Below are 15,135 nucleotides of genomic sequence, written 5' to 3' on the forward strand. Positions count from 1 at the left end.
TGATACTTCTTGTTTATACAATTCTTCAAATTAACTTATTTTAGGAAGTGTAAAATGAAGAAGTATCATATAATTAGTGTTATTGCAAGTGGAGTTTTATTATTAGGAACAAGCTTGAATGCACTAAGTTTAGAAGAGAGTGTTAAGGAATCTTTACATACAAATCCAATTGTAAAAGAGAGACTTAAGAACTTTAGAGAAGTTCAACAAGATTTAAATATTGCAGAATCTGAATGGTATCCATCTTTGGACTATAGAGCAACTTTTGGAAGAAATTCTGCTGGAGAACTAAAAGATTATGACGAAGATGACAAGTATAAACATCAAATAGAAGATGAAACTTATAATAATTATACACAATCTTTAAAATTAACTCAAAATATTTTTAATGGTTTTAGTACTACAAATAAGATTGACTATCAAAAAGCAAGAATTTTAGCTGCTGCACATCATTATATAGAAAATGCAAATGATGTTGCCTTTCAGATGGTGGGTTCTTATTTAGACACAATTAGAACGTATAGACTTTTACAAAATGCTAAAGATAATGTTAAAGTAAATGAAAAAATCTTTGAAGATGTTCAATCTTTATTTGATACAGGACTTACAACAAAATCAGAAATGACAAAAATACATTCTTCTTTATCTTTGGCTAAATCAAATTTAGTAGTACAACAAAATAATATGATAGACAAAGGTTTTAGATTTAAAAGACTTTTAGGAAGAAATGTAAAAGTTTCAGATTTATCTTTACCAAAACTTAATTATGTAATGCCAGAAAGTTTAGAAAGAGCAACAATATTTGCTATTAATAATAATCCTTCAATACTTGTAAGTAACTATAATATTAAGGGAGCACAAAGTCTTTATAAAGAGAAAAAAAGTAAGTATTATCCAAAAGTTGATTTAGAAATTGAGCAATTATATAATGATGTAAGTGCTAGAAACAATTATGATAGTCCAGATGATAGAACTAGAGCATACATTACATTATCTTGGAATTTATATAAAGGTGGAGCTCATCAAGCAGATATCCAAAAAAGTAGAAGTTCAATTAATAGAGAAGTTGAAATTCAAAGAGATTTAAAAAGACAAACAATAGAGAGTTTAGAATTATCTTGGTCAGCTTATGAGATGTTAACAGAGCAGTTAAAGGAACTATATAAATATTATGAATATAGTGAAGAAACTTTAGCAAGTTATCAAAGTGAATATGAGATGGGAAGAAGAACTTTACTTGACTTACTTTCTGCTCAAAATGATTTAATAAATTCTAAAAATCAAATTATTAATGCTGAAACAGACAAGCTTTTTGCACAATATAGAATATTGGATGCAATGGGATTATTAGTTAGTTCAATTTTGGATGAAAATGAATATAGTAATATTGTTTACCCAAGTAAAAAGCCTTTTGAAATTGAAGAAGATAGTTTACCTGTAAAATTAGACGTGGATAAAGATGGTGTAGTTGATAGTGTTGATATTTGTGATAATTCTTTAGTTGGAGATAATATCAAACCAACTGGATGTGTTCAAATTGAAACTGATAGTGATTTTGATGGAGTTCCTAATACTAAAGACTCTTGTCCAAATACAACTTTAGGGGCATTTGTTGATGAAGAAGGTTGTGCTTTAGAAGATGGAAAGAATAAATTTGAAGCTGAGCAAAGAATTTATTTAGATGAAATTCCTAAGTATAATGAACAAAGTCCTAAAAAATCAGAAAAATTAGGTTTATATGATTATGAATTTAATATTGCAGCAAATAAAAATGTTGAATCAACAAAACTTGATAAACATTTGATGTATGATAATTTTGAACTAATTAAAAGATTTGATTTTATTAATATGAATAATTTTGATGCAACTAATGAAGCGTATAACAATAATATTAAAGATATTGCTAAAAAAATAAACTCTTATGATAGAGATGATATTACAGTAACTGTAATAGGCCATACTCAAAATATGAAGAATAGTGAAGATAGTTATAATAAAGCCTTAGACTATTCTAAGACAATAACAGAATTACTAATTGAAAATGGTGTAAATAAAGAAAAATTAGTTTCTCAATCAAGAGTAGATTATGATAATTTATTTTTAGAAACTGATAAACATGATATTAATAATGTAGTTGCAGTTTCATTGTATATTCCTAAAACTAAAGAAACAGTTGTTTTAGATGATGATAAAGATGGTGTAATTAATGAATTAGATAAATGTCCAAATACTGCACCAGGATATACTGTTGATGAAGAAGGTTGTACAAATAAAATTAATCTTGAAGTATTATTTGAAAAGGATTCTTCTAAAATAAAAGAAGATACAAAAGAAAAAGTATTAGCATTTGCAAAATTTTTAGTTGATAATAAAGAGTTTAATACTGTAATCACTGGACATGCAAGTAAAGAGAGTGAAAAAAGTTCTGCAAAGTATAACAAATATTTATCAGAACAAAGAGCAAACGTAATTAAAACTCTTTTAATTGCAAATGGAGTTAGTGAATCAAGAGTAAAAGCTCAAGGAAAAGGTTTTGAGGAACCAGTAGCTAATAATAATACAAAAGAAGGAAGAAGTTTAAATAGAAGAATAGAAGCTGAATTAATAAATATAAATAAACAATAAGAAGAGATAACTTGATATATCATTCTCCTAAAAAAGATAATTTATTAGAATCTTTAGTTTTATATACAAAATTATTTCATAAACCTTATTCTTCAGATTCTTTAATGTCAGGTTTGCCAGTTGATGCAAACTTGACAGAACAATTATTATTTTCTAAAAATAGTTCTAGGTCTTTATTTTCAAGAGCTGCATCAAGAGCAGGATTAAAAACTATTTTAATAGAAAGAACACTAAAAGACATTTTACAGTTACAATTACCAGCAATAATTTTATTATCAAATAATAATAGTTGTATTTTAGAAAGTTTTTTAGAAAATAAGAAAAAAGCAAAAGTAATTTTTCCTGGGGATGAACCTTTAGAAGAAGTTGTTGAGCTTGAAGAATTAGAAAAAGAGTATCTAGGTTATGCTTTTATGTTAAAAAAAGCCTTCGAGTATGAAGATTCAAATAACAATAAAACTTTAGACTTAAAAAATCACAAACATTGGTTTTGGAATACTTTAGGTTTTTCAAAAAAGATTTATTTAGATTGTATTTTGGCTTCTATTTTAATAAATCTTTTTGTTTTAGCAACGCCATTATTTACAATGAATGTTTATGATAGAGTAATCCCTAATAATGCACAAGAAACTCTACTTGTATTTACTATTGGAATTGTATTAGTATTTCTTTTAGATGGGGCTTTAAAATTTTTAAGGTCATATTTTTTAGAAATGGCAGGTAAAAAAAGTGATATTATTATGTCTTCTATTATTTTTGAAAAAGTAATTGATTTAAAAATGCAAGCCCACCCCAAATCAGTAGGTTCATTTGCAAATAACTTAAAAAGTTTTGATAGCATAAGATCTTTTTTAACAAATGCAACTTTAAGTGTACTTATTGATTTCCCTTTTTCTATTTTATTTTTATTAGTAATTTTTTATATTGCAGGGATTATGGTTTTTGTGCCACTTTTCATCATCATTCTTATTCTTCTTTATGCACTTATTATAAAAAAACCATTACAAAAAAGTATTGAAAGTACTTATGAAGCAAGTGCTAAAAAAAATGGAATATTAGTTGAATCTTTACATAATATAGAAACAATAAAAGCACAAGGACTATCAAGTAATGTTCAATATGATTGGGAAGAGTCAACAGGAGAAATAGCAAATAAAAGTTTAAAGTCAAAACTTATTTCTTCTTCTATTCCAACTGTTACAGGATTATTAATTGGATTGAATACTGTATTAATTATTGTAATTGGAGTATATCAAATTCAAAACTTTGAACTCACAATGGGAGGTTTAATAGCTGCAATGATTCTTTCTTCTAGAGCAATTGCACCTATGGGACAAATAGCGGCATTAATTTCAAATTATGAAGATGCAAAAACTTCTTACAAAATGTTAGATGAAATTGTTAATAAACCTTTAGAAAGACCCCTTGCTAAAGAGTTTGTAAAAAGACCTTCTTTAAAAGGAGATATAGAATTTAGAAATGTGAGCTTTAAATATCCAGATTCAGAAGCTTATGCTTTAGATAATGTTAGTTTTACAATAAAAGAAGGAGAAAAGGTTGCTTTTATTGGAAAAATAGGTTCAGGAAAAAGTACAATCACAAAACTTATTTTAAAACTATATGAACCAGACAGTGGTTCTATTTTAATAGATGGAATTGATATTTCTCAAATTGACCCAGCAGATTTAAGAAAGAGTGTATCTTATGTTCCTCAAGATATTCATCTTTTTAGGGGAACTATTAAAAATAATATTCTTGGAGCCTATAGATTTGTTGATGATGAGTGGTTATTAAAATGTTCTAAAACAAGTACAACAGATGATTTTGTAAAACTTCATCCTCTGGGGTATGATATGCAAATAGGAGAAAGGGGATTAGGACTTTCAGGAGGACAACGTCAAAGTGTAGCAATAGCAAGAGCTTTAATAGGAAATTGTGATACTTATTTATTTGATGAACCAACAAATGCTATGGATCAAACAACTGAATCAAAAGTATTAAAAAATTTAAAAGAAGATATTGAAAACAAAACTTTAATTTTAATAACACAAAAAATGAATATGCTTGATTTAACTTCAAGAATTATTGTTATGAATCATGGTAAAAAAGTTTTAGATGGAAATAAAAAAGAAATTCTTCAAAAATTAGGAACAGTAAATGGCTAATTTAAAAGAAATAAAAGAAGCTTTTTTTAACAAAAATACTCCTAAGATAAATAAAAATTTAACTAAACATGATTATGAATATATGAAAAGTTTAAGTTCAGCTGTAATTTATAATCGACCTAAAAAGTTACATTGGGTTCTTATATCTTTTGTTATAACTATTTTTTCTTTTATTATTTGGGCATCATTTGCACAAATAGATGAAATAGCAAGAGGTCATGGGAAGGTTGTTCCTAGTGGACAAAATCAAATTATACAAAATCTAGAAGGTGGAATAGTTTCTGAAATTTTGGTAAGAGAGGGAGATTTTGTAGAAAAAGACCAAATTCTATTACGAATTAGTAATGAAAAATCTTCTTCAACTTTAATATCAAATGAAATAAAAACACAATACTTAAAAGCACAAATAAAAAGACTTGAAGCTCAATTAAAAGAAGAACCTTTTGAATATCAAGAAAGTGAAAATAAAACTTTAAATGATTTTTTTAAAAATGAAAAAGAGTTATATCTAAGTAATATGAATCAAATAGATTCTAAAGTTCAAATTTTAAAAGAACAAAATAAACAAAAACAAAGTGAGCTAAAAGATGTACGACAAACAATTAAACATTTAAAGTTTTCTGTTGATGCAATTGAAAAAGAAGTTAAAATGACCGAACCTATGGTAAAAAGAGGGATTCGTTCAGAAGTAGATTTCTTAAAACTACAAAGAGAAGAGAGTGAAGCTAAACAAAAACTTCAAAGTGCAATTCTTTCTGTTAATCGAATAAAATCAGAAACAAGTGAAATAGAAAAAAAGATAAAGGAAACTCTTGAAGTTTTTAAATCTCAAACCCAAGAAAAGTTAAATGAAGCTGTAACTTCATTAAAAGATTTAGAAGCAAATGCAGTAGCTTCTCTTGATCAAGTATCAAGAACTATTGTAAAGTCTCCCTCAAATGGAATTGTTCAAACTCTTCATATAAATACTATTGGGGGATCAATTAAACCTGCACAAGATTTAATAGAGATTGTACCTACTGATTATAATTTAATTGTTGAGGTGAAAATTCTACCTTCAGATATTGCATTTATATATCAAGGGCAAAAAGCAATAGTGAAGTTTTCAGCTTATGATTTTTCTATTTATGGAGGATTAGAAGGGGAGGTTATAAATATTTCACCTGATACAATCACAGAAAAAGATGATAAAACTTATTATTTAGTAAGAATCAAAACAGAAAAAAACTATATTGGAACAGAAGAAAAACAAATGAAGATTATTCCTGGAATGGTAGCTGATGTTGATATTATCACTGGCAAAAAAACCATTTTAGATTATATTTTAAAACCAATATTAAAAACCAAGCAATATACCTTTACGGAGAGATAATGAAAATAGTAGTTTATAGTAGTGATATTGCACTAATTGTTAGATGGGAAAAGTTGTTAAAAGATTATGAACTTAGTATTCTGACAGAAGAAAAAGAACTCTTTTTAGTAAAAGACTCTTTGCTAATAATAAATTCAGAATTAAATTCTAAAAATTTAAACTATATCATAGAGTCTATGATAAAAAATAAAAATAAAATACTTATTTTAGATAGAACACCCGAATATAAACAAGCACAGAGTTGGCTTTCTAAAGGTGTGAATGGCTATGGAAATTCTCTAATGAGTTCTTCTTTTCTAATTTCAGCAGTAGAAGCGATTTCTAATGATTATATCTGGTTGCCTCCTCATATTACAACTGAGTTTTTAAAAAATATGACAATTAATAAAAATAAGAAAAATTTAGAGGAAGAATTATTTTCAGGCTTGACAAATGCTGAAAAAAAAGTAGCAACTCTTTTAAAAAATGGTTATACAAATATAAATATAAGTGAAGAGCTTAATATTTCAATAAATACTGTGAAAACACATATCAAACATATTTATGAAAAACTTAAAGTAAAGGATAGATTATCCTTTGCTTCTTTATTTACAAATTAAAATATAAATCTATTAATTCACCCCTTTGGGTGATATACAAAATAAAAAAAAATCACTAAAATTTAAAAATAATAAATAATAGAATAAAAAGGAAAAGCCATGGCAACTATAGCTGGAACTATAAAAAGCTTATCTAATGGAATTTTTCATGTAAAAGATGAAAATGGAAATATAAGAGTTTTACAAGTAGGAGATACCATATATGAAAATGATACAGTATATGGGGATAATTCAAATTCTACTGCTTCAAAAATAGAAATTGAACTTTCAGGAAATGATGTAATTGTATTAAGTGAAGGGCAAAAACAATTGATTGATTCTTCTTTAATTGAAACTGCTTTTGGTACAGAAGAATTATATTTCACAAGGGAAGGATTAAATTTAAATCCAGATTCTTATAATGCACAAGAAGATGTGGTAAGTGATTTAAGAGATGCAGAGTTTAAGGATGAAAAAACTGAGGCTATAGAAGAAAATGCACAAGCTGATAATGAAGATGTGACAGAAGAAGAGACTACAGAAGGGGAAGAAGAAGCAGAAGATGAAACTACTGGAGAAGCACAGTTTCAAGCAAGAGATGGTGATGCAACAAATGTAGAAAGTGATTTAAGAGATGCTTCATTTAGAGCAAGAACGCAAACTTTTATTGATAGAGAGATGTTTAAAATTGAATCTGAAGAAAGACTAAGTTTTGATGATGATTCAGGAACTTCTGATCCTTTTACTCCTATTGACCCAATAACTCCTACAGAACCTGCTAGACCATCTACTCCACCAAGAGAAGAAGAACCAGAAGTGGAAGAGGAGGAACCTACTACTCCTGAGATTACTACTCCTCCAATTATTCCTGAACCAGAGCCAGAACCAGAGCCAGAACCAGAGCCAGAGCCAGAACCAGAGCCAGAACCAGAGCCAGAACCAGAGCCAGAACCAGAGCCAGAGCCTGAGCCAGAACCAGAGCCAGAACCAGAGCCTGAGCCAGAACCAGTTATTCCAAGAACAATAATAAAAATTGTTGCAGCTGATGAAAATGGTACTCCACTTAAAGATGTAGATGGAAATTATATTGAAGTAAATAGTGCTCCAGAAGGTGGAAATGCTTATTATGTAGCACTTGCTTTTAAACCAAATACAACTGTTTTTAATGACGAGTCAAAACTTGATATTCAAGAAGGAACAGTTGACTTTATTTTTACAGATGGTACAGCTACAAGAAATATAGAAGATGATGCGGAAGAAGGTACGAATGATTATAAGCCACAAGATTCAATTACATCTATTGACTTAGGAACAGCAGTATCGATTGATGCACTTGATGATTATATAGCTGATAATGGAGAAACTTTAACTGTAAAAATCATAAACTTTACACCAGCAGAAGATACTGAGTATGGTGCAACAACAGTAAGTAATTCTGGTGTTATTACAACAATTACTGATAATTCAAAACCTATAGACGACAATACACCACATAATCCTAACGATACTACAAATCATACAGAAGAGGCTGACAAAGAAATTGTAATGATTAAACTCTTTGCAGTAGATGATAATGGTGATATCGTAAAAGATGGAAGTGGTAACTATCAACTTGCAAATAGTGCTGATGAAGTTGTAGGAAGCAAAGCTAATTATATTGCTTATGCTTTTGAAAATGGTGAGACAACATTTAATGACGATACAAGACTTGATACTCAAGTAGGGCAAGTAGATGTTGTGTTTAAAGATAAAGAAGCTAAAGGTATAGAGAGTCCTACTTCAACTTCAACTGATGGAACAGAAGATTATAATAAAACACCTCAAACTATTAAAATAGGGGAAATGTTTAGCACAGAAGTATTTAAAGAAACTACAGAAGATAGAGGTGAAACATATATTGTAGAATTAGTAGATAATACATATGCTTCTTATGATGGAGATGCTTATGAAAGTGTAAATATAGATACAGCTCCTGTAACTACAACTATAAAAGAAAGATTATTTGCTAAGATTGAAGTTATAAATGATGGTGTTGATAATGTAGCTAATGAGGGAGGTGAGTTAAAGTATACTATTACTATTGTTGATGAACTGGGTAATCCTATTACTGTAACTAGTGATGCAACTGTACATCTTGACTATGAAGGTTATAGTGATAATCCAGCTAATAGTGATGATTATACAGCAAAAGATACTGTTGTTGTTAATAATGGTAGTAGTTCAAAAGAATTTACTCTTCCTGCTTTAGATGATTATTTTGCAGAGGGTGATGAGCAATTAAAAATAACTATCAATAAAATTGATTATAACAATGATAACTTTAGTATCAAACCACATACAGTTGCAAATGGTGCAGATGAAATCGAAGATGGGCAAACAGATAATTCTACAGGCGATCAAATTGAAGTTATAGGAACTATCAAAGATAATCCATCAAAAGATAATCAATCAGATGAAAATGCAGGAGAAGATAATCCTGATACTCCTTCTTATGGACCTGAAGATACTGTTTATGTAAAACTTACAAAAGATGATTCAGTAATTGAAGGTAATACTTTAACTCATACAGTAACTTTAGTAGATAAAGATGGAAAGATAATCACAGTTCCAGATGGTGAAACAATTACTGTTACAATGGAATATAGTGCTGATACAACAGAAAATGCTGATTTTAAAGATGGAATTAAAACTACAACAGTAACTATTACAGGAGGAAACTCTACTGCAACAGTTAGTAATATCACTATAGATGATTTTGTAACAGATGGAACAGAAAATTACACATTGACTATTACAGATGTAGCTCAGTCAAATGATTCTTTTGAAAATGTAGCTATTCATACACAAAAAACTGCAACAGGGGAGATTTTAGATGGTGTTACATTAGGAGATCCTACTGATGCTTATGTAGATGAAGATAATTTTGATATGGAAAACAGTGTAACAACTATTACAGATACTAAATCATTAAATATCATATCACCTGATGGAGATGATGCTTACGAACTTTTATTTGAAGGAACTCCAACTTTTACTTCTGATGATGGTAGTTTTAACACAGCTGATGGAGATATTCTAAAATCTGATGGAGTAGTTATAGAGTATGTAGTATCAGGTAACACAACTACAGCTTATGCAGGTTCAGGAAGAGAAGAGGGTGATAGAGTTTTTGTTATCACACTTGATAAAAAAGGAGTTGGTGGAGCTGATGATGATTATACTTATACACAGTATAAAAACATAGACCACCCGATATCTGGAAATGGTGATGCAAGTGATGACGATGATGTTGTTCTTACCTTTGGTTATAAAATAACAGATCAAGGACAAACAAGTAGTGTTCAGAACTTTACGGTTACAGTAAATGATTCACTTCCATCAAGTATACATCAAAATGTAACTTTAGATGAAGATACTACAAAAATAATTTATATTAGCGATGAGTCTTTTGATGGAGGTATTATTAATTTAGATAATGGTGTAGATTCTGCAAGTGATGTTGCAAATGGAGATTCTATTGATATCTATGACACAGCAAAAGATGATGTAGTTGGAACACTTAAAAATAATGGTGATGGAACACTTACTTTTACTCCAAATGACGATTATAGTGGTGAAACATCTGGTTTTTCTTATAATGTTAGTGATGCTGATGGAGATACTGCAACAGCAACAGTTGGAATTACTGTAAAACCAGTAGCAGATGCACCAACTCTTGAAAATAAAACTGTTGAAACTTGGGAAGATGCAAACATTGATGATGTAGATGCGCAGGATGGAAACCAAAGAGAAGGTAGTAATGTAAAAGTTTTAGGTTTAGAAATTCCAGTTAAAGAAGACCAAATAGACCAAAATGATGGTGATGTAACAGATAACTCTGGTACAACTGTTGGAGATAATCCAGAAAGATTAGGTGCTATAGAGTTTTCATTTGATACAAGTGGAGATTTTGGAACAGCAACTATAGGTTATGATACAAATGGTGATGGAACTTTAGATGGAACTTTAGAAACTATTACTAAAGATAGTACATTTACTGTTGTAATAAGTGATGTTGATAACTATCATGTAAATGGACAAACTGGAGACCATTCTTTAACACAAGCTCAATACGAATCAATCGCAATTATGCATGATGAAGATAATGCAACAAATATCAAAACAAAGATTGCAGTAGCTTCACATGAAGTAGATGAGAATGGGGATGTGTACTCTCCTGATATTGTTTCAAGTGAAGCATCACAAATAGTAACCCTTGATATAAAAGCTGTTACAGATGATATCTCACCATTAGAGTTTAATACTGGAGATACAAAAACTCATACTTACACTATTCCAGCTAATACTGATGAGGGTACTCTTGTTATAAATGTAGCAGAATTACTAAAAAATCAAGTTTTAGGTGATAATGATGGTTCAGAAAAAAGATGGTATGAAATTAGTGGCTTAGAACCAGATTCTATTGTAACACTTGGGACTTCAAAAGCAACAGTTGATTCAAATGGAGATGTTAAGATAAACTTCCCAGATAACAAAGAACCAAATCCTTCATTTACTATAGAATTTCCAGAACATTATGGTGCTTCGAATATTGATTTAGAAGCGACAATTACCCTTAATGTACAAGATAAAGATAGTGATTCTTCTGTAACACCAGAGATAAAAACAGATAGTGTAACTTTTAATATAATTGGAGATATTGATCCAGTAGCAGACTTAGCAACTATTCAAGTTTCTCAAGCTGTAGGTTTCGAAGATGCTGGAAGAAGTAAAGGAAATGATGAAAATCCTATTGATACAATTGATGAACCAGAAAATGGTATCCCTTTAGAAATAGAAGTAAGTTCTGATGATAAGGATGGTTCTGAAACATTTAATGTAACTATAAGTGAACTTCCAGATGATGGAGCGATTTATTATAATGGTGGATTATATAATAAAGATGGTTTTGTTAGTGGAACAAATGATACTAACATCTCAGTTGATATAAGTGGAACAAGTTGGGCAATAACTATTAAAGAGTATGACAATGCTATCTTACCAAAATTTATTCCACCTCATAACGATGATACTGATTATACTTTAAATGTATCAGCCGAAACTAAAGATGGTGATGATGTTGCAGCTCCTACTGTTACGACAATAGATGTAATAGTTAAAAATATCGCAGATGCACCAGATGGTACTGATTTAGAAGATAATATAAATGTAGATGAGGATAATAAACTTAACTTCAATAGTATCTATACTACACCTGATAGTCTTGGTTCTTCTGATGACTCAGAGATTTTAACTGTAAAAATAGATTTACCAACAGGCTTTACTATAGCTTCAGGAAGTCCATATTATATAGAAGATGGAATGTATGTTGTAAAAGCAAGTGATATAAAAGCTGGAGATATAGAACTTATTGTCCCTGAAAACTTTAGTGGAAGTGCAAGTTTTGATTTAACATATGTAACTACTGAAAAAGCTGGAGAAAATGATAGTAAAACTTGGGATACTGATACTGTTAATATCTTTGTAAATCCAATTGCAGATGATGTTGTAATTACTACAAGTTCAACAATCTATGAAGATGCTGATGGAAGTGCTAATAAATTAAATCTAAAACCTTCTTTAATAGATGATGATACCGATGGAGAAGAAACTATTACTAGTGTAAAAATTTTAGCTTCTAATGTTCCTGCAGGGTATAAACTATATTCAGATGCAAGTATGACTAATGAATTAACCGTAACAGATGGATACTATGAACTTACAGCTGAACAAGCTGATAGTGTTTATGCCAAAAATACAACAGAACATGATTTAGATGGTGTTGATAATTTTGGTTTAACAGTTGTTTATACTGTAACAGATACAAATGGAAGTGAATCTAATACAAAAACTTTCTCTCATGCTCATACTGTAAATGTAAAAGCAGTTACAGATGTACCAACTTTAACACTTGGTACAATTTCACAAGAAGCTGGAGATGTAACAATTTCTGGTTCAACGGTAACTATAAACCAAGAAAATTCCGAGTTTAAAGTTCCAGTTACAACAACAAGTAATGACCAAGATAGTTCAGAAACTGTTACAAAAATTGTAATTTCAGGTGTGCCAATGGGTGTTGAAGTTGAAGGTGCTACATACTATGGATATAGTGGAAGTGTACATAATGGTATTTGGGAAATTACAGCTCCAACAGATAGCACATTAGATGTAGATGGAGCCTTATCAGATATTGTATTTAAAGTAAATACCGGTGCTGATTTTGAAGAAAGAGATATAAAAATCACAACATATACTCAAGATGGTGCAGATGCAGAAATAGAAAGTGATTCAGTAACTATTCATCTAAATGATTTTGAAGGTACAGGTACAGGTTCTGGAACACCACCATTATTTGATTTAAGTACAAAAGAAGCTACTATTTATGAAGATAATAATGACGGTACAGCTGATGTTATTTATAACCTTGGTAAATCAATTAATGTAACAAATAGTGGTGGTTCATCTTCTGGTAATTATGCTATTACTTTTACAGATTTCCCTGAAGGTACTACAGTAGAGGGTGCTAGTTATTCTTATGAAGATGGTGGAAAAACTTACTATGTAGTTGTTGGAACGGGAAGTGCTTCAGATATTGAGGCTAAACTTTCAAATGTAATAGTTACACCTCCTACTGATATGAATACAGGTGGTGATAAAGATGGTAAGATGACTTTCTCTGCAACTATCTCTACATTTGATGGTGGAACCTTTGTAGATGGAACAGGAATACCTAGTTATGAAGAAACTATTATTCCTGTAACAGACGAAATGACAGTTGATGTAAGTGCTGAAAACATAGATGAAGATGGCACAAGTAATCTTTCAATTACTTTATCAAACCCATCTGATGGAAGTAAAACAGAATTAATTGGTAATTCAATTACAATTAAAGTAACTGAAACTTGGGCTGATGTTGCAACTGGTGGTGGAACAAGTGGCACTTTAATAGATAGTTCTGGAAAATATGAGATAACTGATGATGGTAATGGAACATACATAATTACACCAAAAGCAGGAGAGCCTGCATTTGCAGTTGATACACCAATCACAGGATTACAATACACTCCAGCATTAAACAGAGATGGAAGTGTAAACTTTGAAGTAACAGTTCAAAATAAAGAAACTGGAAGTACTGTAGAACTAGACTCAACAGGAAATACAAGCATTACAGTAAGCCCAGAAATTGATATTGTTCTTAATACTGATACAGTTATTGCAAGTGGAATAGAGGATACTGATAGTGATAGTACTGGATTAGCAAACCCAGTAAAATTTGAGATAAAAACAGATGCAATTATTGATGGGTCTGAAAGTTTAGGAAATATTATCTTAGATGAGGTTCCAAATGGATTTACAGTTTGGTATAAAGAGGGTGGTTCATTAGTTATGGCTACAAATATTGGAACTACTAATGGTACTTTTGATTTAACACCAAATATTACAGGTGATGATGACGTAGCAAGAAATAAATGGTTAGTACCAAATAATGGAACAATGCCAGAGATTTATATTAACGCTCCAGTAAATTGGTCAGGGGATTTTGATTTTAAAGCAACTGTAAATATTAAAGAGCAAAACCTATCATCATATGTTTCAGAAACAGTTTCAGTAACAGGACATATTGATCCTGTTGCTGATGATATGACAATAGCTCCTACTCTTACATTTGGTGATGCCTTCTCTTGGGTTGATTTAAAACTAAATGCAAATATGGCTGATGTTGATGGAAGTGAGACTATGAGTTTAGAACTTGATGGATTAAATGAATCTGCACAATTTAGACTTGAAGATGGTACAGCTTTAAATGCAACTTTAGATGGTACAACTTGGAAATTAAATGGTATATCTTACGATCAAATCAATAATATCCAACTATCACATGATGAGTCAGTAGCTAGCGTATCTGTAAAAGCTAAAACAGTTGAGACTGAAAATAGTGATGAAAGTTCTGAAGTTACAGGTACTTTTGAATTAAATCTTTCAGATGTATCTGGAACATTAACTTTAGAAGAAGGAATAAGTTTAGACTTTGATAATATTGATGCAATAACAACTGCAAAAAATCTAAATGAAATTGACTTAAGTGAAGCAGGTGCAAATGATTTATTAAATTTATCATTACAAGATGTTTTAGATATGACAGATAGTAATAATGAATTAGTTATTAAAGGTGACAGTTCAGATGCTGTTTCATTTAAAAATGATGGTAATACTTGGACAACTGAGGCAGGAACAGGAGCAGATAATGGATATGATATTTATACAAACTCAGATGATTCTTCTGTTAAAGTAAAAGTTGAACAAAATATTACTGATCAAATTGTATAAGGGAATAAAGAGATAAATTTTATTTATC

General features: G+C 30.0%; 5 protein-coding genes. All 5 read left to right on the forward strand.

The features are described 5' to 3' along the window. The first annotated feature begins 54 nt into the window (after positions 1-54). The 5 genes from CP965_RS11420 to CP965_RS11440 all read left to right on the forward strand — a co-directional run bounded on the left by CP965_RS11420 (position 55) and on the right by CP965_RS11440 (position 15,107). Complete coding sequence (locus tag CP965_RS11420; RefSeq protein ID WP_129062240.1) at positions 55-2,625, forward strand: TolC family outer membrane protein; 2,571 nt, start codon at positions 55-57, stop codon at positions 2,623-2,625. Positions 2,626-2,636: 11 nt separating this feature from the next. Further along, positions 2,637-4,790 carry a type I secretion system permease/ATPase gene (locus CP965_RS11425; RefSeq protein ID WP_407646415.1) on the forward strand — a complete coding sequence of 718 codons (2,154 nt, stop codon included), beginning with the start codon at positions 2,637-2,639 and terminating at the stop codon, positions 4,788-4,790. Continuing rightward, entirely contained in the window at positions 4,783-6,162 is a 1,380-nt protein-coding gene (locus CP965_RS11430; protein ID WP_129062241.1) for an HlyD family type I secretion periplasmic adaptor subunit, read from the forward strand. The genes CP965_RS11425 and CP965_RS11430 overlap by 8 nt, the downstream gene beginning before the upstream one ends. Then, positions 6,162-6,761 (forward strand): response regulator transcription factor, encoded by a 600-nt coding sequence (locus tag CP965_RS11435; protein WP_206732298.1) that lies wholly within the window; start codon positions 6,162-6,164, stop codon positions 6,759-6,761. The genes CP965_RS11430 and CP965_RS11435 overlap by 1 nt, the downstream gene beginning before the upstream one ends. A 99-nt stretch (positions 6,762-6,860) precedes the next feature. After that, the gene (locus tag CP965_RS11440) at positions 6,861-15,107 is read left to right on the forward strand and encodes a cadherin-like domain-containing protein (protein WP_129062243.1); all 8,247 of its coding nucleotides are present in this window, start codon (positions 6,861-6,863) and stop codon (positions 15,105-15,107) included. Positions 15,108-15,135 lie beyond the last annotated feature (28 nt).

It is taken from the genome of Halarcobacter mediterraneus, from assembly GCF_004116625.1.
Classification (GTDB): Bacteria; Campylobacterota; Campylobacteria; order Campylobacterales; family Arcobacteraceae; genus Halarcobacter; species Halarcobacter mediterraneus.